Origin of the sequence: Chthoniobacter flavus Ellin428 (assembly GCF_000173075.1) — a bacterium.
GTDB lineage: Bacteria > Verrucomicrobiota > Verrucomicrobiia > Chthoniobacterales > Chthoniobacteraceae > Chthoniobacter > Chthoniobacter flavus.
This window is the reverse complement of the sequence record NZ_ABVL01000019.1, coordinates 40,151-66,900: the sequence shown is the minus strand read 5'-3', so window position 1 is coordinate 66,900 and position 26,750 is coordinate 40,151. Positions and strand designations below refer to the sequence as shown.

The 26,750-nt window shown below is 61.5% G+C and carries 3 protein-coding genes; all 3 read right to left on the bottom strand.

Features of this window, described 5'->3' with window-relative positions; genetic code table 11:
• Nucleotides 1-172 precede the first annotated feature (172 nt).
• The 3 genes from CFE428DRAFT_RS24175 to CFE428DRAFT_RS24170 all read right to left on the bottom strand — a co-directional run bounded on the left by CFE428DRAFT_RS24175 (nucleotide 173) and on the right by CFE428DRAFT_RS24170 (nucleotide 26,631).
• Nucleotides 173-11,413, bottom strand: coding sequence for an autotransporter-associated beta strand repeat-containing protein (locus CFE428DRAFT_RS24175; protein ID WP_237705556.1), 11,241 nt, complete (start codon nucleotides 11,411-11,413; stop codon nucleotides 173-175).
• 1,477 nt (nucleotides 11,414-12,890) lie between these two features.
• Entirely contained in the window at nucleotides 12,891-16,061 is a 3,171-nt protein-coding gene (locus tag CFE428DRAFT_RS40030; protein ID WP_237705554.1) for a beta strand repeat-containing protein, read from the bottom strand.
• A complete protein-coding gene (locus CFE428DRAFT_RS24170; protein ID WP_006982298.1) occupies nucleotides 15,994-26,631 on the bottom strand; it encodes a beta strand repeat-containing protein in 10,638 nt (3,545 codons plus the stop codon). The genes CFE428DRAFT_RS40030 and CFE428DRAFT_RS24170 overlap by 68 nt, the downstream gene beginning before the upstream one ends.
• Between the last annotated feature and the right edge of the window lie 119 nt (nucleotides 26,632-26,750).

Here is a 26,750-nt window from a genome sequence, read left to right as displayed (position 1 = left end):
AAAGCCTCCCGGAAAAACCGCGGGGAAGCGAGGAAGCCGGTGCCCGAAAAAAGTCGGACGCCGTCCGCCCCCCGGCGGACGGCGTCCTTTAGTGTCCAGGCCCCCTTGTGCGCCTATGTACAAACGCGCAAGTTTGCCCGTTTCTACCCGTCAGAGGTAGAAAGCGTCACGGTTACGAGATTCGGCGGCGACGGAAGCGCTGGAGGCCGAGGGCCATGCCCAGGCTGCCCGCCAGCATCGCCATCGAGTTCGGTTCCGGAATGGCCATGATCGCCACGTCGTTGCCCCCGGTGAAGGTGCCACCGGAGAAGCTGGCTTGGTAGCTGATGGCAAACTCCTGACCGTCGGTGCCGTAGATGGTGTTGAAGCCCGGCAGATTCGGATCCACTCCCTGCTGGTTGCCGAAGGTCCCGGCCACATTCGATGCCCCGGTGATCAGGAAGAAGATGTGGCCGTCGAGGTTGAACTGCTGCGTGCTGTTGTTGTAGCTCGGGTCGGTGTAGGTGAAGCTGTTGACCGGCGAGATATCGAGGTTGGCGTTATTCAGCGTCAGCGTGCTGCCCAACATGGCCACGCGGTCGTATTGCAGCGAGCCTGAGTTGGTGGTGTTGAGGACACCAGGGCCGACCCCAGAACCATCCTGATTACCGCCGACCTCGATGGAGAGATGGGCGACTCCCGCCGTGCTGGCCGTGCCGAGGGTCACCGCGCCGGTGGCATTCAGCTGGCCGACGGTGCTCAGGTCGGCCACACCACCGGTGTTGCCGGGAGCCACGGTGCCGCCACCGAGCGCGTCGCTGGCGGCATTGAGTGCCGCCACTTGCGAGCTGATGTTGGCGCCGCTGGCCAGCGTAGCACCCGAGGCCACCGTCGTGTTGCCCTGGATGGAACCGCTGACCACCAGCGTGCCGGCGCTCACATTCGTGCCACCGCTGTAAGTGTTGGCGCCGCTCATCGTCACCGTACCGGTGCCGACCTTGTTCACCGCCAGGGCGCCAGCCGTATTCTGGATCGTGCCGCCGAAGGTGCTGGTCTGGTTGTTCGCGCCCACGGACAGCGTCGGCGAAGTCGCCGCCGCGGTGTTGTCGATCGTGCCGGTGCCGCTCAGGCCGTTGATGGTCTGGTTGTGGCCGTTGACGTCGAGCGTGCCGTTTACGGTGACGTTGCCCTTGCCGGCGCCGGACGGGATCGCGTTATCCGCGCCCAGTTTCACCGTGCCCGCAGCGATGTTCGTCGTGCCCGCGTAGGTGTTCGAGCCGGAGCCGAGGGTCAGCATGCCCACGCCCGTCTTGTTGAGCCCGCCGTTGCCGGTCTGGATGGCGCCGTTGATGACGGTGTTGCCGCTGCCGGTGACGGTCAGGTTGGTATTCACACCAGTCACATTGCCGTTGAAGGTCAGGTCGCCCGTGCTGCTATTCGACCAGGTCTGATCGTTACCGAGCACGACTGGCACGTTGACGGTGTGCGCCGCCGAGGTACTCACGTCGGTGACGCCGTTATTGATCGTCAGCGTGTTCGAACCGGTGCCGTTATTGATCGTCACGTTTGTCGAATCCGCCGTGGTCCCAGCGCCGGTGAAGTTCAGGCTGTTGATCACGAAGCTCTGATCAAGCGTCGTGGTAAGGTTCGTCGCCGAGTTGGCGGTGAAGAAGACGTCGGAAACGCTACCCGGAATCTGGTTGGTGTCCGTGCCGGTCGGGCCATTGACCCAGTTGGTGGCATTCGTGTTCGTGATCGTCGCCCAGCTTCCATCACTCTGAGTTCCCTGCCAGTAGACCGGTGTCGGCGTGGCGACCGTACCCACGATGAGTTGCAGGTTCGTGCCGTTGGTCACCAGCGTGTAGGTGTGCCCGCCGCCGACCTGCTTCACCGTGTTGGTACCGTCGAAGGTGAAGTCGAAGCCGTTCAGCGTCGAACCAGCAGCGTAGCTCATCAGCGTATAGCTACCATTGCTCAACGTGCCCGCCGAGAGGTTGTTCAGGCTGACGATCGAGTTGCCGCCCGTGAGGGTCAGCGACTGGACGCTCAAACTATCGACCGAACCACTCGGATTCAGGTCGAGCGCGAGGTCGGCGCCGCTGCCCATGCTTAGGAACCCGCTGGTCGTGTTCTGCAGCGTCAGCGTATTGATGCTGCCATCGAGGAGGCTCAGGGTGCCACCCGCGTTGATGGTAATGTTGCCAACCGAGGTGGTCCCGATGGTGGTGTTGCCAATGATGCCCAAGGTTCCCGTGCTGGCGACTGTGATCGCCGTTCCGCCCAAGGTCGGGCTGCCACTGCCCACAAGGTTCAGCGTGCCTTTACTGACCCCGGTCGTTCCCGTGTAGGTGCTATTGCCCGAGAGGCTCAGGGTGCCGTTGCCAGCCTTGATCAAGCTGCCCGTGCCGGTGCCGTTCACCAAAGCACCGCTGTAGCTGGAACTCAGGGCATTCGTGCTGCCGACCGTGAGCGTATTGCCGTTGAGCGAGGTCGTGCCGGCGCCAGCAAGCAATCCGATGGTTTGCGAAGCGCCCACGGAGAAGGCACCCGGGCTCGTGACCGTCACCGCGGCGAGATTACCAAGCGCGGTCGCATTGTTCGAGGCCAGTGTCCCGTTGGTAATATTGACCGCAGTACCATCGACGAGGCTGGTCGCCGCAGCGGTCAGTTGCACCGTGCCGGCACCGTTGGCGGTGATCGCCTGGGCGGTGCCGCTGTCGTTGAGAGCGCCGAGCGTGACGATCGTCGAGGCAGCCGGAGCAAACGTCGGCGAGCCCGTGAGGGTCGTCGCGCCGAAGTTCACCACTGGCGTGCCAGAACCGCCCGTGGCCTGGGTCGTCAGCGTGCTGCTGTTGATGCTGAGAGCACCAAGAGTCAGCGACGACGTATTGGCGCCGAGGTCGACGGTGCTGCTCTGCGTGACCGAGACACTGTTGGCGTAGGTCTGAGCGACGGTCCCAAGGTTGTTGCGGAACACCGTGATATTGCCGGAATCGGCCGGTGACACATAGTTGGTACCCAACGGGCTGGTGGTCGTATTGTCCACCACCTTGCCCAGAATACCGCTGACACCGAGACCGAAGGTTGTCGTCCATCCCGTGCCCTGAGCCACCGCACCTGCGCTACCGGTGCCGTTGAACAGGCGGATTTCGATGGTGTGCCAGCCGTCCGCCGTCGGTGCCAGGTTCAAGTTCCCCGTGCCGAGGATCGTCCCGACGGCTTGGTTGTTGAGGACCACGTTGCCGTCGACCTTGATCTGGACGCCATCGTCAAAGCTCTTGGCGAAGGAGATCTGCCCCGTCGGCGCGTAGATCTGGCCGGAGTAAACCCAGGTTTCATTGCTGCCCCAGGAGGTGTCGTTAACTTGACCAGCCGTGCGTGTGACAGTGCCGGAGGTATTCAACTCCGCCAGCTTCACATTGGAGGTGCTGGCGAAGAGCGTGCCGGCACCGATTGTATTCATCGAACCCGTGCCCAGGATGTAACTTTCCGTGAGACCCGAACCGTAGTTATTACCGAATTGCAGCGTGCCACCCGAGAGGGTCACCACGTTCGAGGCGACATTGGCGCCCAGCGAGGTATTGCCACCGGCGGTCATGCTATCCACCAGGACGGTCGTTCCACTGTTGACCACAGTGCCACCCGCATAGCTGTTGTTCGCGGCGAGTTTAACCGTCGCCGTTCCCGTGCCCCCGAGGTTCGCCGTGCGAACACCCGCGGTGGTATCGGTCCCATTCGCAAGAATGCGGCCCGAAAAGACCGTGGTTCCGCCACCTTGTGCACCGAGTGTTACGCCCTTGCCGGTGTTGGCGGTGGCGCCGAGGACAACGTTGCCCGCAAAGTCGCCGGTGCCCGAAGTATTGAGCGAACCCAGCGTGAGCGCGCCGCCGGTCGTGTCGCGTGCGGTGATCGTGTTGGTGATGAAGCGCGCGTTTGTCGCATCGAGCAGCACCGCGGCGTTGTTGCTGCCGGTCACATCACCCAAGTTCAGGGTCGGCGTAAACGTGCCGGTCTGGGTGCCGAAGGCCGAGTTACTGCCGGCCACCAACGTGCCGTTGAGCACATTGGTCGACCCGGTATAGGTGCTGCCGGAGGCAACCGTCCATGTGCTGGCGCCGGTCTTGATCAGCGAGGTGGAACCACCTGTGCCATCGGCCAATGCCGGGGCGAAGGTATCCGAGGAAGCGGTATACGACCCGGTCAGGGTCAGGGATCGCGCGCCACTTCCGGTGTAAGTCAGCGCGCCGGTGTTGCTGAAGGTCAGCGCACCCGTGCCCGAATCGTCGATTGTGCCGCCGAAAGCCGTCAGCGTGAACAAGCGGTCGGTCGTATCACCCGAGCCGACGTATTGCAATGTGCCACCATTGAAGACGAGGTTTGCGCCGAGATTGCTCGACTGGCCGATGCTGCTCGCGACGCCACCGGCGCTGAGTTTCTGCAACTCAAGAATACCGTTGTTGAGAGTGACGATACCCGTGTTGGTGCTGGCCGCGTTGGAAAGCAGCCAGGTGTCGGTGCCACTCTTCGTAATCCCCGTGGTGTTGGTGCCCGAGTTATCAACGATGGTGCCGCTGATGGTGTTGACGATGTTCGCCGCGGCAGCGCCGGTGAGCGTCAGAACCTTCGCGCCACCGCCCGTCGCTGTGATGTTGGAGGTCAGCGTCCAGGCGCCCGTGCCTTCCGCATCGAGAGCCGCACCACCGGTCGTGCCGGCGAGATTGATCACGCGATTGCTGCTGGTGGCTGCGCCGGTGTATTGCAGCGTCGCACCGCCCGCGCCGTTGCCGATACCAATCGTGCCATTGGCCGTCGTGGTAGGATCGCCAATCGGGCTCGCCACCGAGACATTGGCCATCGCGCTGATGCTCAGCGTGCCGGAGTTGATCGTCGTCGTCCCCGTGTAGCTGCTGGTCGCGTTGGTCAGCGCCCAAGTGCCGCCGCCGTTCTTGACGAGCGTCGTCACACCGGAGCCGCTGTCGGCGATCTTCGCAGCGAGCGTATTGGCGCCCGTGTTGGAGCCCGTCAACGTCAGGGTGCGCGCGGTAGTCCCCGCAAAGGCCATGGAACCGCTGTTGCTGAAGTTGACCGGACCGGTGCCGGACGCATCGATCGTGCTGCCCGCGGTGGCGCCGATGGTAAAGAGTCGGTCAGTGGTATCACCGGCGCCAGCATACTTGAACGTGCCGCCGTTGATCACCAGGTTGGTCGCCGCATTGCTCGATTGGCCGATGCTGCTCGGAGAGCCGCCCGCGGCAAGTTTCGAGACTTGGAGAACGCCGGAGTTGACGGTCGTGATGCCCTTGTAGGTGCTGGCCGCATTGGTCAGGGCCAGCGTGCCCGTGCCCGCCTGAGTCAGGTTGAACGTCGAGGCGCCGTCCGTCACCACGCTGGCAAAGGTATCGGTACTATTTGCCGCGATGCTGGCATTAGCCAGCAGGGTGATGCTGGTCGGCGACGTCAAACCCGTCCCGTCGATGGTCAGGCTGGTGCCACCAAGAACGACCGAGGCATTGAGGTTCACCGCGTTGGCAATGGTCTGCGCCGCGGTTTGTCCGTTGATGGTGGTGCCAGCGGTGACGGCCAGAGTGCCCGTCCCGATCGGGCCGGAAACCAAGCTGCCCGCGGTCACAATCGAGCTCGCACCGAGAGTGAGCGTTCCAGCGGTGAGATTGGTCCCACCGGTGTAGGTGCTTCCACTGTTGGTCAGGGTCAGCACATCAGCGCCGGTCCCCGCCTTTGTCAGGACACCACTGCCCGTCAGAGTGCCGTTATAGGCGCCGTTGGCGACGCTCAGAATCGTCGTCGGGGCGGTGCCCAAGGCGAGCGCGCCGGAGGAGGCGCCATTCAGGGTGGTCGCCGTCGTCGTGCTGGCGGCTGCATTGAGGTTCAATACGCCGTTCGCCTGCACCGTGCCGAGGGACTGGCCGACGTTGTTCAACGCCGCCGTGCCGCCGGAGTTCACCGTCAGATTGCTGCCCGCAGCCAGGCTGCCGCCCAAGTTGACCTGCAGCACACCGCCACTGACGGTCGTTCCGCCATTGTAGGTGTTTGCACCAGCGAGGATGAGTGTGCCGTTGCCCGCCTTGGTGAGGCTCTTCCCCGAGCCGACAATCGGCTGCTGGAAGGTGACACTGGCACCGCTGGCTACCGTCAGCGTCGGGCTGACGATGAGGGTCGTCTGATTGGCCGCCACTTCGTTGGTGAAGGTCAGGCTGCCGGAGCCCGTCGAATCGAAGCTGAGGTTGCCGCCGATATTGATCGCGTTGGCGATGGTAATCGGGGAGCCGTTGTCCTGGATCGTGCCGCCATTGAGGGCGATTGCCCCAACGCCCAGCGGGCCTTGGGTCAGCGTTCCACCCGTGACCAATGTCGAAGCCCCGAAGGTCACCGTGCCGGCGCTGATGGTCGAGCCACCACTGAAGGTGTTGGTGCCGATATTGATCGTCAACCCACCGGCGGCGGTCTTGGCCAGAGCCGTGGGCAAGGTGCTGTCCGCAATGACGCCAGAACCATCCGTTCCCAGCACGTAGTCGGCCGTCGCGTTGTTAAACGAGATGGACTTCGGTTGAACGGTTCCGCTGACGACCGGGGCAAAACCGGTCGCGGTATCGTCAAACGTGACATCGAGATTATTGACGAAGTCCGCGGGGTTGCTGGTCAGGTCAACCCAGTTCTTCGGAGACGCGTGAGTGGTGGTGTCCCAGATCTGGTTTTCCTTACCGCTCCAGACGACGGTCGTATTCGCTTGCACCAAAAGATCGATTTCGTGCGAAGCCGTATTGTCGACGGTCGTGAGGATGAGACCAGCCACCGGGCTGGTGGGATGCAGCGGGAGATTGCTGAAGCCGGTATCCGTGCCATTGGCAAAGGAGAAGAGCTTGTAAGTGCCGGTCGTAAACCCACCCGAGTTCAGGATGTTCAAGGTGGGGGCGCCCGCGATATTGAGGATCGAGCTACTGAGCGGATCGGTCCCGGTGATACTGACCAGATCGTCGCTTCCGCCCGGGGTCGTGAGCTTGAAGGTGAGCGTGCTGCCGGTATTGATCGTCAGGCCGCCGACGGTCAAGGTGCCGATGGTGCTCGTCGGATTGCCAACGGGTCCCAGCGTCAGGGCGCCGGGTTCGAGCGCGCCACCGCTGTTCAGGATGACCGTACCCGCGATGGTGCCGGCGCCGGCCAGCGTACCGCCGTTGACCGTCACGTTGCCCGAGCCCGTGGCCGAGCCGGTCGTGTTCGCCGCCTGGAGCCAGCCGCTGTTGAGCGTCGTGCCACCCGCGTAAGTGTTGGCGTTGGTCAAGCTGAAGACCGCAGTTCCGTTCTTCACCACGGCGACGTTGTATTGGATGACGCCACCGTAGGTAAAGTCGGTCGCCGAACCGGTCGTGCCATTGCCGACACTGAGCGTGTTGGTCACCGTCGCCGTGTTGGTGATGTAACCGCTGCCGGTGGAATTGGTCGTGCCCGCCGTGAAGCCGCTGGCGGTGGAAGTCAACCGGCCAACGGACTGATCGTAACCGTTGAGATCGAACATGCCGCCACCTGTGGTGCTGAGGTTGCCGGTGCCGATGTTGCCGACCGTATTGTCGCTCGAACCGAGGACGTTGGTCGCTCCCGCGCGCAGCATACCTTGAGTCACAGACGTTCCACCCGAGTAGGTGTCATTGCTCGAGGCAATCGTGATCGTGTCGTAACCCTGCTTGATCAGGCCACCCGTGCCGGAAATAGCACCGTTGATTTGCAGGAGCACGCCGTTCGCCGCCGCGGTCAGCGGGTTGAAAGCATTCGCCTGCATGCCCATATCCGTACCATTCACCCCCTGGCTGATATCCTGCCCGAGGTAGGTGTTGCCATTGAAGGTGAACGTGATGTTCGAATTCAGCGTCCGGTAAACGGCACGGTTGCCGTTGGTGCCGAGCAGATCGTCCGTGCGGAGGAAGCCCGAAATCGAGCCACCGTTCATGATCACGTTGAGCGTGTTGGCCGTCTGGTCGTTGGCGACCTGGAGGCTCGCCCCGGTCGTGGTGCCGCCGTTGGTCAAGTCGAGGGTGCCGGTGCGGGCGCCATCCGCCGTCCAGCGTTCGATGGCACCGGACTGATAGGTGATGGTCGAATTGGTCGGCGCGAAGTTGGCCGTATTGACGTCGAGGATACCGAAACGCTTGACCGTCACTGCACCGGTGCCGAGCGAACCGTTGTTGTTTACCTGGATCGCACCTTCCTCGATGTTCACCGCGCCGGCGAACGTGCTGGAACCGCGGACGTAGAGAACGCCGCTGCCCCACTTCTCGATGCGTTGATCGGAGGTGCCGGCCAGTGAGGCCACCGAGAGACCCGAGCTGATGCCCGAGGTGATGTTACTACCCTGGGTGGTTGTGGCGATATAGAGCTGAGCACCCGCATTGGCACCACTCACCGTCAAGGTACCGACTTGGAGAATTGCGCGATTACGGGCGTCGTTGAAGTAGAGCTGCGCGTCCTCCTTGGAGCCACCGGTGGAGGTGATGGTCACGTTGGAGAGGGCGCCCGCCGCACCCAGCGCTTGCGTGCGGTCGTCGGACTGCGGGTCGTAGCTGATCGAGCCGAGATCGGTCACGTTCAGGTTACCCATGGAGTAATAAGCGATCCCGAGATTGCCTTGGTTCAACTGCAAGCGGAGGGTAGCCGCATTCGGCAGAATAGCGTTGGTCGCGGTGCCGGCGACGTTGCCGTTCAGGTTGACCGAGTTGGTGCTGACCGCATTACCCAGGGCGCCAAAGGTCAGAGGAGTGAGCTGGCCCTCGTTGACATTCCAGCCATTGGAGTAGCCAGCCCCAGTGCCGCGGGCGAGATCCGTCTGGTCTTTGCCGATGGCCAGGATACCGACGCCGAATTTCGTGATGCCGGTCGCACTGATGCCGCTCAGGTCGCCGTTGATCGTGCCCGTCACCCCGCTGGCGGTGTAGATGAGCCCTTCGAATCCATTGAAGCTCAGGTTTGCATTGAGGGTGCCGGTACCCGAGAAGATGAGGCCGCCCGCGGAATTCGCGGTGCCCGCGCCGTTCAACGTCACGGTATCGAATTGGCCCGTGCCGTTGCTGAGGGTGAAGGCGGCGATCCGCATGGCGTAAGCGGACACGTTGCCGGTGAGCGAAGTGTTGGCGGTCACGTCGACGAGCGAGTTGTTGGTCAAGCCGGAGCCGAAGTTCGTGTTGTTGAACGCCGTGGCGATGATGCCGTTCGTGCCGTAATTGACGAAGGCGTTATCGTTGGCCGACACGATGTAACCGGGCAGCATGCCATTGAGCGTGGTGGCATTGATGTTCGCCACGCCACCCGTGACGAGGAAGCGCTCGCTGTTGTTGCCCGCAGCCGCGCCCAAGCGGGCCGCCGCAGTGTCCACAAACACCAGGGTGCCGGTGCCGTTACGGGTCAGGTTGCCGGATCCGCCCGAAGTGGTCAACTGGACTTGGCCGGTGCCGGTGGAGTTTAAGGTGATGCGAGAACCGTTCGAGAAGCTGATGGCGCCAACCGTTTCCGTGCTGGTGCTATTATTGAGACTGTCGATGGTCACGCCAGACCCGTTGAGGGCAATCCCGGTCGAGTCATCCCAACGATCCGCATTGGTCGCGGTGACGTTGTTTTCGAACCTCAGGATGCCACCCGGATGGAACACGAACGTGTTGGTGTTGCCCGTCGTCGCGGTCTTGAAGCTGCCGTTGGTGTTTTGCGCCGTCATGGTGCCGAACACATCCACCTGGCCGCTGCCGAGCGGGGTATTGGCGCCGCCGGAAGCGATCTGCAGGGTGCTGCCACGGGAAATGACCGTGCCGCCGCTGTAGTTGTTCGTGGTATTGAGCAGCACGGTGCCCGTGCCGTTGTTGAAGCCGAAAGCCAGCGCGCCGACCTGCAAGCTGTTCGCGCCCGTCAGGACGGTGCTGGTGGAGGTCACCGGCGCCAGAATGAGCGTCGTGGTGTTGGCATCGTTCGCGCCCAGCCGATATACGTTACCTGTGCCAACCCCTAAGGTATTGGCGGTGTAACTGAAACTGGTAGTGCCACCTGTTTGTTGCACGCCGAGGAAGAACGTGCCGTCGCCGATACCGGTGGTGGCGTTATTGCTCAGGTCGAGCGCATTGGCGTAATTGGTGGTAATGCGCAGATCGCCGTTCGTGGACGCGCTGTTGAAGACACCGCTGTTGCTCAGCACAGTAGCCGTTAGCGAGGCATCCGCGCCCACGCGGACAACGCCGAGCGAGGGATTGACGCCGTCGACGAGGAGCTTGCCGGTTCCGATGTTGGAAGCCGATTCCAGTTGGACCGCGCCCTGGGCGTTGATCTGCACGCTGCCGGTGCCAGCCGTGGCCGTGGTGCTGACCGCGCCTGGCGTGCCGAAGCGCAGAGTGCCGGCGTTCACATAAACTCCGCCACTGAACGTGCTGGTGTTGTCGGCGAACCAAAGCTGGCCGGCGCCGTTCTTGACGATGGAAAGCCCCGCGCCGCTGTCACTGACATGGCTGAGGACCAAGTCGTTGCTCGTGTTGAGCGTCGGCGTGCCACTGAGATTCACCGCGTTGAAGCGCAGCGCGTAAGTGTCAGCACTGGAGACCGTCAACGTTTGGCCGCCGATGGACAGGCTGGACAAGGCCACGGCCTTGTTGGTGCCGCCGCTGGACGTCACACGGTCGACGTTGATGGTGCTGTTCCCCGTGACCGTGACCGTGTTGGTAGTGAAAGTCGCGGTTTCGAAGGTGCTGTTGTTTGTCTGGTCGACGCGGAGGTTCAACTGGCCCCCGAGCAAGTTCACGTTGTTACCTGCGCCCAGGAGGTTGTTGACCACGTTGCCATTCGCCGTGGCCGTGGCATTGAACTGCACGTTACCACCGGTCAGAATGACCACGCCTCCCGTGAAGGTGTTGCTCGCGGTGGGGTTTACGCCACTGGCACCGACAAACAAGGTGCCGGTGCTCGCGCCTTCACGCACCAGCGTGCCGGCTCCAGTCACCGCCCCGGCCAGTGTCAGGTTCGGATTTTGGGAATTGGCGTTGGTGATGTTGAAGATGTCATAGCCCGCGCCAAGGCTGGTCGTGCCATTGATTTGCAGGTTGTAGGCATTCGCCGTGTTGTATGTCAGCGTCTGCCCCTGGTCGCCCGGCGAACCGAGGAAGGTAAGGCCGCCAGCCAAAGCGATTGTGTTGCCAGTGACGCTGGTGCTCGCCGCACGGTCCGTGCTGATGATCGCCACGGGATTGTTGGCGTTGATCACCACACTATTGTTAAAGACCGTGTTGTTATTATCGGCGCGCAGGTTGAGCGAAGACTGGAAGCCGTTAATGATGATCGAGCCACCCGCACCGCCGGCATTCGAGGTGTTGCCGGCCGCAACCGTGTTGCGCAGGGTCAGGCCGCCACCATTGACGGCAATACTGCCGTTGAAGGTCGCCTGCTCGGAATCCATCTGCAGGGTGCCGGTGCCAGCCTTGACGATGTTTGTCGCCGTAATCTGGCCGGAAGTAGTGGTGTTCGTGATGTCACCGATGACCAACGTATTGGCCGCCACCGCGATGTCCGCCTCGACCGGACTTCCGGTGCTGCCGAAGACGAGCTTCGGCGTGAGGGAAATGCTCTGACCGTCGATGATGCCGCCGCTGCCGATCGTGATCGAGGCCGTCGTATCGCTGGTCGTCGCCATCACCACCGAGCTATCCGGACGCAACGCCCACACATTGATCGAGCCACCCACCGGGAGGGTCGCCGTGCCACCGTTGATGAGAAGGCGTTCCACCCCGGTGCCGGTCGACGCTGGCAGGGTGATGTTGCCGACGTTGAGATTGAAGCCGGCGTTGACGAAGCCGAAGTCGCTGTAAGTGAGGAACTGCTGGTCGCGGTTATTGTACATCCACGGCGCGACCATGCCGTTCTGAATCGCGGAGGTCGGGCTGACCTGGGTGCCGGCATAATTGGCAATCGTGGTCGCCGTCACACGTTCGTTCGTTCCAAGTTGGCTGCCGTTCGTCGGTTCGATAGAGACCATGCCGTTGCTACCCGTGACGCCGTTGTTATTGGCCACACGGTTGATGCTGGCCGCATTGATCTGCATGACACGACCGCCAAAGACGCTTTGCGGGGTGAAGAACGAACCACCGGCGATGTTGACCGCGCCGACGTTCTGCGTCAGATCCGCCGCGGCATTGCCGATGACGCGGAAGGTGCCGCTGTCGAGGTTGACCGCCATTGAACTTCCCCACCGGCCCTGGGTGGCGGAAGCGGGCAGCAGATCCAGGGAGTTGTCGAGGCGAACCAAACCGCCGGGACGGATCACCGGTGCCGGGCCGCCGGCAAAGGTACCGCCGCTTCCGCCAGCCGCCAGGATGCCAAACACTTCGTAGCCGCTGGTGGCCATGGTGCCGCGGAATTCGAGAGTGCTGCCATTGTCGACCAAGGTCGCCCCGGTGTAGTTTTCGTTTTGGTTGAAGAAGACTGTGCCGGTGACGTTGCCGATGATCGCACCGTTGTTGTTGCTCGTATTCGTGAGCTGGCCGCCCACGACGACGTTGGCATTTCCGGTGATGATGTTGGCCGTGGCCGTGGCTGCGGCGTCCGAACCGACCAGACCGATGTTGAGGAAATTCCCGCCGCCGCCCAGACGGTAAGTCGGCAACGAACTCGACTGGTTGGAGGTTGCACCGACGGTGTAACGGAAGTTGCCCGGCGCGCCCGGCGCGACCGTGCCGGTAATGGTGCCGTTGACACTGCTGGTGGCGGAAACGCCTGCTCCGTTGTTCGTCGAACCCAGATACCAGGTGCCGTCACCGATGGTCGCCAGGTTGATCGGCAGGCTGTAGACGGAGTTAATGGCCAGAACGCCCGAACCGGTATTCGGTCCGATGAGCATGTTGTTGCTGAACACGCCGGCCGCCTGCGGAACACGCAGGTTATAGCTGCTGAGCGCCGTGTTGTCGCCGATGCCGATGACACCGTAGTTGAGCACGTTGCTGCGAACGTCGACCAGCGAACTCGAATTGAGGTTGCCGATGCCGTTGAAGCGGAGAACCCGCACTCGGGTTGACCGTGATGTTTCCACTTCCGAGCTGGGCGGTGGCTGCCTCAGCGTGCGGGGTGTTACCTTCCAAAGCTGCCGAAGTTTGATCGTTGCCTTGGTTGAAGATCGTGCCGCCGGTGTTGGTAGCTACGGTATTGATGTCCAATTCGTTGGTGCCCGTCTTGAAGATCGTGCCATTGCCGCTGATGGCGCCATCCAGCGTCACCGGGCTGCCACCGAGGGACAGGTAGGCGTCCTTGATCATGGTCAAGCCATTCAACGCCTCCAGCGGATAGGTGTTGTTCAGGTTGCCTTCGGTGAGGAAAGCCGTGCCCAACGGGCCGCCAAACTGGAGCTGGTTGATTTCGATCGTCTTGAAGTTACCGTTGTTCAGCGTCCCCAAATTCAGCGTGGTATTGGCGCTATCCAGGTAGTTCCCGCTGGCGACGGATGCCGTCGAGCCAATGACCAGGTTCAAGCCGCTGAAGGTGGTCAGGTTCTCGGGATCTGCCAGGTCGTCGCCGTCATGCCGAATGGCCAGGGTCGCGCCGTTGAGGGTAACGTTATTCGTTCCCAACGGGCTGCTACTGCCGTCGGATAGACGGACTTCGAGCGTGCCGGCATAAATATTCCAAGCCCCGACGTTGTTGGCTGCGCCGCCGGTGCCATTGCCACTGCCGCCGGTTCCGGTGAGGGTGACGTTACCACTGCCGATCTTGGTCAGCGTGAAGGTGGGAGCTGAAATCGTCCCGGCCAGAACAAAGTTTTCAACGGTGTTCCCGTTGTTATTCACGTTCAGCGTGGTGTTGCCGGCGAAAGTGGTCGTCCCGGCGATGAGAATACCGTTGGTGATATTCGCGTTGTTTTGACCTTGCTGAAGCGTGAGAACCGGAGCGTTGACCGTCAAGTTGTTGAACGCCTCATAAACGCCGCTCGGCAACGATGCTGCCGAAGTTCCAGTTTGCAGAATACTGGTCGTATTCGTCGTCCCGAAGTTATTCGTCCCGGCGACCGTGATGTTGTAGCCGCTGCCCGGACCCTGTTGCAGCGTGGTGAAATCCGCAATCATGTCGCTGGCTGCGAAAGCATTATTCAGCAGCAAGGCGCCGCCGGCCAGGGTGACCGAAGTATTGGTGCCGAGGGAGTTGACACCGTTGACCTGCAACGTGCCGCTTTCGGTATAGATACCGCCGGCGCTCTGAATGTTGCCGGCGTTGATCGTGGTCGTGCCGGTGTAGGTATTGCCGCCGGTCCCGGTGAGATTGTTACCACCGAAGATCTGCGTGCCCGTGCCGCCCTTGGTGATGCTGATATTGCCGCTGATCAGGCCGCTGAAGGTGCTGGTCTGGTTATTGACCGCGAGCGTCAGGGTCTGCGCGCCAGCGCCGGAATTGATCACGTTACCCGTGGAAGTGATCGCCGAGGAAGCACCGCTGCCCAAGCCTCCGATCGTCAGGCTCTGATTGTTCAAATCGAACGTGCCGGTATCCATCGGGCTAATGGTGACCAGACCGCTGCTGGGCAAGCTGGATTGGCCAGCAAACTGCAGTGTGCCTTCGTTGATCGAGATATTGCGCAGGCCGGTGCCGACCGGGGCCATGACGCTGCCGGTACCGCTCAAGAGCAAGGTGCCGGGTCCGGCCTTGGTGAGGTTGGTCGCCGTAATCGCGCTGCTGATGGTCGGGGTGCTGCTCGTTCCGTCCGCCACGTAGATGATGCCTTCCGCCGGGGTCGCCACCGAGCCGAAGGTCAAGTTCGCGGTGCTAATCGTGACACCCGCGTTGGCATTCGCCGTGTTGACGTTCAGGATGAGGCCGCCATTGGCAATGACGAGGTTCGCGCCGGAGTTATCGGTAATGCTGTTTGCCGTGCGCAAAGCCAGCGCGTTGTTCACGCCAGTCGCAGTGGCCGTAACGGGGGCCGCGCCGGCGGCAATGTCCGCCATCACGGCTACACCAGGATTGGTGATATTGTTGGGAGATGCGAGATTCGTCTCCGTGGTAAAGCCGTTCGTCGCGCCATAGGTGGCGAAGTTGGCCACCGCGCCTGTGCCCGCCAAACGGATGAAAGCGGTCGGCACCGTGAGCATGCCGTTCGCGGTCGCGGGTGCGGTTCCGCCAACGAGCAATTTTTCCACCAAAGTACCGGCACCGAAGTTGGTGAGGTCGGTACCGATGATCGTCAGCGTACCTTGGTTCGTGCGGGTCAACGTCTGGGTCTGGAGGCTATTCGTGCCGGAAGTCGGACCGTTGATAGTGATATATGAACCACTGCCGTAGTTCAGCGTGCTGGTCAGGCCGAGGTTGAGCGCTTGCGCCGCTCCGCCACCGGTGATGGTTAGGTTGCCGCCGAGGAGGTTGACCGTGCCGTTGCTGGCCACAAACGGGTTGCCGCTGGTCGCCGTGGTGCTGACCACGCCGCCACCGGTCGGCAGCCCACCGATGGTCAGCGTCGTGTCGGTATTGGCCGTGCCGATCAACTTGAGAGTACCGGCGCCGGCCTTCGTCAGGGCGAAAGCACCAGTGGTGTTGTTATCGATCTCGAGGATGCCTGTAGCACTATCCACCTGAATGCCGCTGGCCGCGGTCAAATTCAGGGTGCGGTTGGTGGATGCACTATTCCAAATCAACGAACCGGCTCCGGTATATTCGAGGAAGCCGCCACCGAGGGAGACGTTGTTAGCCGTGGCGCTGTCCGTGCCCAGGTTATTATCCGCGGAGAACTGCAGGATGCCGGCAGAGACGGTTACATTGGTCACACCGGAAGCGGTGGAACCGAAAGTATTGGCGCCCGAAAGGACGAGAGTGCCCAAACCGGACTTGGTGATATTGGAAAATGCCGTGCTCGAATTGCTCAGCACGCCGCCAAAGGTGACGTTCCCTTGGATATCGTTAACCTGGAAATTGCGGTTTTCGATCGTGGTAGCTGAGTTCAAGTCCATACCCGACGTGAACGTCAGGTTGTTGTGTCCACCGAAGATGAGGGTGGTGTTACCGTTATGGTTGATTGCACCCAAGGGGTTGACGATCGTGCGATCGCCGCCGTACGGGTCGATTTTCCACAAACGTGGGCGCCTGGTTGCCGACACCGCTGGTCGTGGTGCCCTGGCGACCCAGGAACAGCGTGCCGGTGCCCAGCGGACCACTGATGATCGTCGGTGAGGAAGCAGAGCCGGTGAAGTAGGTGTCCGCATTGATCTGGAGGCGACCGCCCCAGATATTCACCCCACCCGAGAAGGTATTGATCCCGAACCCGTTGGCATTGCTGCTGAGGCGCACCACGCCCGCACCGCCGCCACCGATCTGCAGCGCACCGGCGCCCACGATCTGCCCCTTCACATCGAGGATACCACCGACGCCGTTGGCCGTGGATACAGCGTCCAGGGCCAAACCACCGCCCGCTGTACTAATCGTGGTATTGATGCTGCCCGTGATGGTGCCGTACTGCATCGACTGCAGGCGGACAAGGTTGAAGTTGTTGCCTGCCTGACCAGTCGCGATGATATCGCGGCCCATGTTGAACTGCCCAGCCAGAGCGAACTGGCCGGCGCTGTTCGTGCCGACGTTACCCAGGAGAATAGGCGTGTCACTAATACCGAGAGCGCCCGCGACGTTGGGCGTCACATCCGTGGCGGCATAGAGCAGACCGGAAGTAATCGTGGTAGTGCCATGATAGGTGTTGGCCCCGTGGAAAATGGCCGAGCCACCGTTGTTATTGTTGTTGCCGGAAAAGATGATGTTGGACATCCCGGTGCCGGTTCCAGCGTCGGAAATGACGCCCGTGAAACCCGTCGCCGTCGAGGCGTCGAAGAAGACGCGTGTGCCACCGGTGCCGGAAGGGGCGAGGTTCACATTGCCGCTCAATGTGGCGTTGGTGCCGCCGAGGTAAGCCAACAAATCTCCCGTCACGCTGATCGCGTTGGGCACGGTCTGGTTGTTACCAATTTGGACACCGCCGTTATTGAGCGCCGCCGAACCGTTGAATTGGATCGTGCCGGAGCCGAGGGCGTAGGCGTTTTGGATGTTAATGTTGCCGCCGGCGTTGATTACCACCGTCCCGGTGAAGCCCATATCCCGGTTGTCGAGAACGAGGCTGCCAATGTTGCCATTGACATAAAGCGGCCCGTTTTGCATCAGGCCGGCCGTGGACGCGGAGAGCATCACCGTCTCATTGCCGGTCAGGACGTTTTCAAACTGTCCGACACCAAGAGCAATGGAGCCCTGGTTACCACCGCCACCGATCCGGAGGGTATTCCCCGCACCGGCGGTGAGCGTCGACGCATTGTAGTTGACCGAACCGCTGTTGAAATAGATCTGGACCGGGTTCATCGAGCTGCCAAGCCACACCGGCTTGCTATTCCCGATCGCCGTCTCAATGCCACCGATATTGACGGCGTTGTTCCAGCTGTTGGCGTCCAGCGCGACAGAGGCCGATTGGTCGCCGGTGCTCGACACATTGATCAGACCGGCCCCGGAACCAAAGAGACCGGCGATGGTCGCTTGCGACATCGTCACGGCCAGACCGATGCCGCCGATACCTTCCCCGTCGGTCTTCAGATTGACGGTGTTGCCGGCGATGTTGCTCGGATCCATGATGCGCAGTTCGGCGCCCGGATTGATGGTAATCGGCCCGGAACCAAACGGAGAGCCGCTGCGGGTCAAGCTGCCGACGATGCTGGTGGCGGTATTCGCCGCCGCTTCGTTGATCACGGTCGCCGCGTAGGTGTTCGCGGTTCCCGCCATGAGCAGGGTGGCGTTGCCATACTTGTTCAACGTCCCTCCCTGCACCAGGCCGCCGAAAGTCGAGCTGGAGAAATTCTGGAAGACTACGTTGAACTGGTTGTTCGTCCCGAGAGTCGTGGTGCCCTCGACATAAACGCCGTTGCTCAGGGTCAGCGCGATGGGCTTTTCCGCCCCGAGGTCGGCCATGGTCAGGCTGGCGATGTGCTGGGAAATGGAGGCGTTGTTGGTATCGATCTCCGAATCGCCATTGACATAAAAGGCGTCCGAGAAGCGGCTGGTCGCCTGCACGCCACTCGCCAGAACCGACGTCGTGCTCGTGCCGACGCGGGCGTCGAGAACGATTCGGTCGGCGCCGGCATTGGCGGCGCCTCCGAGAATCACATTCTGGCCATTGAACACCCCGGGAACCACGCTGCCGATGCCGCTGAGCGTGTTTTGCGCCTGGATGATACCGCCGTCGAGGGTCACCGGGCCGCTGAGCAGGTTGTCCCCGGTGAGGATCAAGTTGGCACCGCTCCCTTGCGTCGCAATCCGGGTCAGGCCGGTGGCCACGATCTGGGCGTTGATGGTCATCACCGTCACCGTGCTGCCAATCACCGCTTCCGCATTGCCACCGACACCGAAGTTCAGGGTCATCGCCTGGTTCGGCAGGTTCAAGCCAACGGCGTTGGGGTTGATCGTCACGTTGTTGGTGACGGCGAGCAAACCGCCGCTGACGATGGTGAGCGAGGGGTTCGCGCTGGTGGCCGGCAGGATGTTCTGATTGGTGCGCAACGCGTAGACCGAGGTGTTCACGTCGGCCAGGGTCAGGGCCGCATTGCCGTTCAAGTCCACCGTATCCGAGGCGGTGAGCTGACCGGCACCGATGGTGGGAGCAGCCGTGCCGCCACCGAAGACCTTGCTGTAACCAACCTGATTCGCGCCCGGCGTGAAGGTGCCGTTCGCAGCCAGCGTGCCCGCACCCGGAGAGCCGATCGTCACCAGCGGCTGGAAGCCGGTGTTGCTGGCCCCTGGGCTGTAGGTCACGAAATCGAGGACGCCCAACGGATCATTCGTATTGATGATCCACGGCGCGGCCATACCTGCAGTGGCAATGCCGGCGGTGATACCAGCGCCAATCGAAACGTTACCGCCAAGCGTGGGCGCCGTACCCGTGATGACGATGCGATCAAAAGCATTGGCGTTGGTGTTGCTAATCGTCGCCGAGGCCACCATGCCGAGGGTGCCGTTGCCGCTCCCCTGGAGAAGCAGAGCGCCTGCGCCGGTGGAACCCGATGCTGTTACGCGAGTCAGGCCTGCGATATTGAGTTGCGCCGTACCAGCGCCGCTACCTTTGCTGACGATAATCCTGCCGAGCTTGTCCACCGTGACGGTACCGATGGTTTCGGAGGAGCCATAACCCGTGGCGCCGGTGAACTGGAACGAGCCGCCATTGAGGTTGATGCCCGTGGCGTCCGCCCAACGCCCCTGACCGCCCGTGACGGTTCCAGCCACATCGTTGATGACGATCAAGCCGCCCGGGTGGAGATTGATCACGTTGTTGTTGTTGCCGGTGGAGGCATTGACGAACGAGCCGTTCTGGCCGGACGTTTGCAACGTGCCCCAAACGTCGACCGCGCCGGTGCCGAGAGGGCTGTTGTTCGCGCCAGGCGAAGCGCCGGTTTCGATCTGCAAAACGCTGCCCTTCCAGACAATCGTCCCGCCGGTGTAGTCGTTGGAATTGCGGATGATGACCGAGGTGGTGTTACCGCTGCTATTGCCCAGGTTGGTCAGGGCACCGTTGTTCATGATGCTGGTCGGAGAACCGATCTGCACCATCGTGCCGGGGGCGGCCAGGTCGTTGAGGACATTGTCCGCACCGGTGAAGGCCAGGTTTTGTCCATTGATAGCACCGCTGCCGAGACGGTAAATGCGCGCAGCCGTACCATCCCCGAGGCCGGGGATGAGGTTCGAAGCGATGTAGTCGACTTCCCCGACAATGCCGGGCGTGAGGAACGTCCGGCCATCACCGAAGGCCGATTGATCGAGAGCCCGCGTCCAGAACGGACGATTCAAGGATACCGCACTGGTTCCGTAGGCGTTGTTGAAGACCCCGCTCGCGCCGAGCCACGTTGTGGGATCGAAGTTGTCGTTCAGCAAGCCGATGGTAGCTGCGCTGTTGACATAGCTATTCACCACCACCGGCGCGCCGCCGATCGTTCCCGAAGCCCAGGTACCCAGCCCGCTGATGGTGAGCATACCGCTGGGGAACACATTCACTCGACCCGTGCCGAGCGGTGTGCCGGAGGCGGTGTTCACGATGAGGTTACCGGAAATGATGTTCGTGCCACCGGAGTAACTGTTGCCGCCGTTGTCGATCAGCAACATGCGCGAGATATCCGCGCCGTATTTGTCCAGGGCGCCGCTACCCGTGATCAATCCAGCCAGTTCCGTGGTCCCGGAAGAGGAAGTCGTGCCGGTGATAAAGCTGGCGTAGTTGCCAAGGATAGTCGTCGTGCCTGCGACGCGGAGGTGATAGCTGTCGCCGCCGGTAACATCGAGGGCGTTCTCCGTCATGTTCAGATTGCCGATCTGCCAGGAGTTGCCGGTGTTGGCCGCCACGCGATCCACGTTGATGATGGACGGGCCTTCGACGTTCACCGTCGAGCCGATGCCGGTCTGGTTGCCGAGGATGATGGTGCCGTTGATGCCACCGCCATTGCTCAACAAACTCAAGGTGCCGCCGTCGAGGTTCACCGCACCGGTGCCGAGGCCGAGCGGATTTTGGACGGTCAACACACCGGTGTTGCTGATCAGCGCACCATTTTGGTTCCCCGCAGTGCTGTCATAACCGTAAAGTGTCGTCCCACCAGTGTAGGTGTTGTTGCTGGCGTCGGGCTGGCCTTGCACGGCGATACCGAGCACGAGGGTGCTGGCGCCTTCCTTGACGAGCGCGGTCGTCTGGTTGCCGCCGTTGACGGCATCAACGATGTTGCCGGCAAAGGTGGTGTTCACACCGCTGGCGCCGACGATGGTCAAAGTGCCGGCGGCACTGGTGCTGCTGTTGCCAATGATGCCACCGCCGACCGTGCCGGTGACGCCGGCGGAGTTGGCCAGCGAATCGAAAGCCAGGTTCTGGCCGTTGAGATCGAGGGTGGTGGCCGCGCCGTTGAGCACCAGATCGGTCTGGAACTTGTTGAAGTTGACACCGGAGAGCTGGAGCGTGCCTTCCTGGACCGTCAACTGACCAAGAATGGCCTGGCTACTGGCAGTCGGTGCGAGGACGAGAGTGCCGGTGCCGAACTTGACCAGACTCGTGGCGAGCAATCCGCCGCTGAGAGTCGCCGTGCCACCCGGATTGACATAGAGCAAGCCTTCACCGGAAGCCGCCGTACCGGTGGCGATTGTCGGATCGAAGGTGAGGTTGGCGCCGATATTGACGGTGCCATTGACGATAATGCCGCCTTCGTTCGTGCTGCTGACGCTGCCGATGCGGAGGCTGCCGCCGGAAATATTGCTATTGGTCCGGAAACCGTACGTCGGAGCGCCCGGGATGACATTCGGCCCGGTGGAGCCGGCCGGGATCGAGGTGATCGGCGCCGTGACATCCGTCAGGGTCGTGGCAGAACCCACGAAGCTGCCACTGCCGGCAGCCGTGTAACCGGTGAAGGTCCCGATACCGGCCGCTGAACTAAGGTAGGTGGCAAAGCTGCCGATGCCGCCCGTCTGGGTGATGATGTTGGCCGGGAGGATGCCGTTCACGTTGGCCGAAGCCACCGCCACGCCGTTGATCTGGGTGCTCGGGATCACGCGCACGTCGTTGGTATTGCCCGCTACACCCAAGGTGCTGGTACCGGGATCGATGATCAACGTGCCCGCGACCGAGCGGTTGATATTCGCTTCCGTGATTTGGTCGCTGAAGGTGGCCGCGCTCTGCAGGGCGAGGTGGCCGCCACCGCCGAAGCTCATCGTTCCAGTACCGGCGATCGCATTGATTGCCGTGGTGTTTTGCAACAACAAGGTGCCGCCGTTGACATCCACGGCCGCACCCAGCCCGAAAGGCTGGTTGTTCGCCGACTGCCAGATACCGGCCTGCACCGCGACTGCGGTGCCCGTATTGGTGCCAGTCGTTACGAGAGTACCGAAACCGGCCTTCGTAAAGAGACCGGTGCCGAGGTTGATCACCCCGGTATCGGTAAAAGTCTGCCCGCTCTGCACCGAGACCACACCGGAAGAGTTGCTGACGCTGTTGATCGCGCGACCGCTGGTGAAGCTGTTGGTCACCACCAACGTCGCCGGAACCACGGTCGCACTCGGCGCCGAGTTCAGGATGATGGCGCCGTTGGTGGGGATGTCGCCCAAGGCAACGTTGCTGCCCACCCACAATTCACCCGCGTTAACCTGCGTGGCGGTCTGCGAGTTCACTCCATTGAGGACCATATTGCCCAAGCCGCTCTTGTTGAACGTAAACGCGCCGCTGATATTGCTCTGGTTCGATTGAGTGACCGTCTGGCCCGGTCCAACGTCGAAACCGCCGCCGCTCGCCGTGAGGATGTAGTTGCGGTTGGTCGTAAAGGTGGAGCTCCACGCCCCGAGGAAGCCACCACCGAGGGTGATCGTCGAGTTCGACGAAATGCTGCTGTCGCCGGTGACGATGATTTCACCCGCGTTGATGTTCGTGTAACCGGAATAGGTATTGGAGCCGGTGAACTGAAGGAAGCCCGTCCCCGTCTTGGTGATGCTGTTCAGCGAGCCACCCGTGCCGTCGCTGATGTTACCGGTGAAGGTCGTCACACCGGTGGTATTGGCCGCGTTGAAGACGCGGGTCACGCCGCTCTGCCCGGGAGCGAGGCCGAAATTGGCGGTGAACTTCAGGTCGGTCGCCCCGTTGAAGAGCGCATCCCCCGCAAACACAATGGCATTGCCAATCGTGCGGGTCGGGTCATTGAACGGCAACCCGGTACCGGTATCCGCCTGAATGCCGCCGCCGTCAAACAGAATGGTGCCGGAACCCAGGGCATTGTCATTGCCGACGATCAGGTTGCCCTGGCCGAGACCGCTGACCGAACCATTGAGCACAATGGTGCCGTTGAAACCGGAATTCAGGTTGTAAATCGCCGCCGTGCCGTTGCCATTCGCCAGGCTGACGCTGGAATACTGGTGCACGTTGCTGATTGCGCCCACCTCGATGTCGTTTCCAGAGGCGAACTGACCGCTGCCGAGGAACTGCGTGGTGCCACCACCCGCGCCAATGCGATATACGCCCGTCGAGGTCGTGGACATGGACACCCCACCCGTGCCCGTGTTCGGCAGGGTCAGATTGGTCGTACTCGGGGTGATCGAACCAGTGACGTTACCCGTGGCGTTGGCGCTGCCGAGGAAGGCGAGGCCATTGCCAAAGCCCGTCGCAGCCGAGAGATCGATCGCGCCGCTGAAACCGACCGAATCCACCGCCAGGACCGCGCTGAAAGGTCCGGCGAGGTTCGTGTTATTGAAGGTAAACGTGTTGGTCGGCAGGGTGGCATTGCCGTTGTAACTCAGGGCCACGGTCGCCAGGCCGTTGAGGTCGCTGTTCAGCGTGACGCTGCTGTTCCCGACCAGGTTCGCCGGATGAGCCAGACTGACGACGCCACCCGGATTGACCACGACCGCACCGCTACCAAACGGGGTATCAGTGGCTCCCGCATCCTGGGAACGAATCAACGCGTTGTTATTGTTACCGCCGATGCCGTTGATCGTGATCGCGCCGGTGTAACTCGGGCTGGAGGTGACGAGGATGACCTGGCCGGCTCCCCACTTGTTCAATGCGCCCGTCCCGGAGAGAGAGGATGAGGCAAGGCCGAAGTTGCCGAGCACCCATTGGTTACCGCCCGTGACATGATTCAAATTCAGCGCTCCATTCAGGGTGAGACCCTGGTTGGAAACCAAACCACCCGCGATCGTCGCAATCGTAATCGGGTCGGTCGAACCGCTACGCGCCGCAACAGTCAAGCTGTTATAGCGCGGCTGCAAGTTGGTGCCCGTATCGATCGAGGCGTCACCCGCAAACGTAATATCATTGAGGAACAAACTCGCCGTATTGAACTGCAGATCGCCGGCATTGACCGTGACGGGGCGGAAATTTGCCCCAGCGGGCGTCGCATTCAAAACACCTTGGTTGAGCGTAATCGTACCTTGCAACGAAGACCCAGCAGCGTTTCCGAGGCCGCTGGGAAGCGTAGTCACTCCGGTGTTGGTCCCGGTAAGGGCGAGCGTGCCGGGGCCAAACTTTGTCAGACCATTGGCCGCGACGCTCCCGGACAGGGTCGTCGTCTGAGCTGCCGTGGTGGCATAGATAATCGCTTCGACGTTACCCGTCACACCAAAGGTGAAATTGACCGTATCGGTCTGAGCGGCCGTGCTGTTCAGAATCAGGCCCGCACCATCGGTGGCGTTGCCATTGATGGTGATCGTGTTTGCTCCCGAGCCGTTGGTCAGCGCAAAGTTGCCAACCCGCAGCGCATAGACATTCGCACTGGCGCTCAGCGCCGCGGCGGCCGTGACGTCCACTTTTTGGGTGGCCGTGGCGCCCTGGAGGAGAGCGGCCGTGCTTGCATTCACATCCCAGTTATTGGCGCTGCCATAGGTCGTCCCGAGCGTCTGCAGACTGCCGGAAGCGTAGTTGAAGAAAGAGAAAGTGGTGGCATCGACCAACCACGGCGCAATCATGCCATTCGTTGCCAGAGGCGCCGAACCGTTGAGGTTGGTGATAGCAAATTGCGTCTGGGTCGCACCATAGACGTTCGCGCCATGCGTCAGCGCGATAGTGCCATTACCCACGCGGTTCAAATTCGCAATGGTCAGAGACGCGTTGGCATTGGTCCCGGAGCCCTGGGTATCGGCAATGATGTTACCGCCGGCCGCATTGTACGTGCCGATGGTCTGCGCCGTCGTCGTCGTGGCCGTGTTGGAGGCCAGGAGGTTGAAGACGCCACTGTAAGAGTTGATCGTCGCGCTGCTCGACAGGCGCAGGTTGGTCGTGCCACCAACTGTCGTCACTGCGGTGTCATTCAACTGAAGGATGCCACCCTGATAGAGATCGAAGAGCGTGTTGCCCAGATACGGAGCGGTGCCAGTATAGTTGGTCGCGGTCGTATCAAGCGTGCCGGCGGCAGCGTTTTGGTTGGCAGTACCCGTGGAAATTGCGATGTTACCGCCGTAAATATTAACCGTACCCGTACCGAGAGGATTATTCGAGGCAGTTGAAGTGCCTGTCACCTGAACAGCACTTCCCTTATTGATCGTGATAGTCCCCGTCAGCCCGCTGTTAGCGTTGCTGATGGCCACGGTGCCCGAAGCGTTCGCCACGCCCTGTACGTTTTCCATCGGCGAACCGACAATGACGTTACTCGCACCGGTGAGAGCGCCGGAACCAGAGAGAGTCAGGACGGTACCAGTGGTGGCGTTGGCGCCAATACGATACACCCCACCCGAAGGCAAAATCGTGCCAGACATTGTCGTATTGCTGGCCGCGCCAAGGAACACCGGTCCATTGCCGGCCGTGGAGGCGCCGATATTGGCCAGATTGATATTCTGCGTATAAGTCGCCGCAGCCCCAGGCACACCCGTCGCGTTATAGTTCACGCTACCGGTATTCAATTGAAAGGCGGCACCGTAAGGACTGACAAACATGGAACCAAGCGAACTACCCGTCACAATGTTAGACGCCGTAGAGTCAAGACGCAGAATACCAAAGCTATTCGCCGCGCTTTCGACTGCCAGCGTCTGGCCGCCACTAAAGGTCACGTTGGCCGCATTGGTCACCGCCAAAGCAGCGCCGGGGTTCACAATTATATTGCCGGTCCCCGCGGTCGCCGTGCTGTTCGCGAGGGTGACCGCACCAGCGAAGATGTTCGTGCCACCGGTATAGGTGTTGGCACCGAAGAGGTTGACGGTTCCCGAACCTTGTTTGTTGAGTGCCCCCCCGCCAGTGACACCACCACTGAGCGCGAGCATGTTCGAAGTCGGGTTCGCATTGTTTGCCGTAAACGTCAACCCGGTGCTGATCGTGGTAATCGGACCACCAAGAGTCGTACTGCCGGTGACCTGGAGACCGTAGGAGTTACCGTTGGTGACGGTCAACTGACTATTATTCAAGTTCAGCGTGGCGATCGAAATCGTGTTATTCGCATTCGATCCAGCGTTGTTGACGTTGATTGTCGAGTTGCCATTGACCGTTACGGCGTCTCCATAGGAAATCGCCGTGGCGGAACTGCTGCCGGCACCATTGTTCAGCAGGCTCAAGGTGCCGAAGTCCAGCGTAATCGGCTGAGCGGTCCCCAGCGCAGAAGCATTACCTGAACTGACGAGCGTGCCGCTCGCTACAGTGATCGCTCCAGTTAAGCCCGTATTCGCACCAACCACCGTCAGCGTGCCACCACCCGACATCGTAAACCCATTCGTCCCGAGAATCCCATTGACTGCCGCGGTGCCGATCGTCGCATTCGCGTCCGCGGCGATCACCGATCCCGCCCCCAGCGTGATCGTGTTCGACGCCGTCAGCACCGTCGTGTACCCGCTCGTCGTAAAAGCGAGCCCGCCCACCGAGATCGGCGAACCCAATGTCAACGCCCCACCAGCAGTGCCGCCAAAGCTCGCAATGTTCCCGGAGGCCCAAAGCGTATCCGTCGCGGAGCTGCCATCCCACCAGTTGACATTCGTGGCATTCCACGTACCAGCGCCGCCGAGCCCGGCCTGGGTGCCGAACACGTTATTCCCCGGAACGGTATCCGGATCCCAATACAGCGTGCTTGCATGAGCGACTTTGGCAGCGCTGAGAGTGAGGGCCGTGGAGAGCACGATCCACGAGGAAAGCCGCCTGATAAAATGCTTCGAGATGTGGGCAGCTTTGCGGGGGTTCTTGGGGTTCGACATAAGTGGGGATACTTAGGACTCAGTACAAGCGATACACAATGAGAGTAGTGCTTTTCGCTACTCTGAGTTGAGCCGATCGCCAGCCTCTAGTCAAAGAAAAGTTGAAAAATCCGTGGAAA

Bases quoted from the DNA above. Each gene is read 5' to 3' on its own strand.
- CFE428DRAFT_RS24170 (WP_006982298.1), bottom strand. From the start codon at position 26,631: ATGTCGAACCCCAAGAACCCCCGCAAAGCTGCCCACATCTCGAAGCAT.
- CFE428DRAFT_RS24175 (WP_237705556.1), bottom strand. From the start codon at position 11,413: ATGGATTCCGAGCAGGCGACCTTCAACGGCAGTATTGCCGTCAATGGT.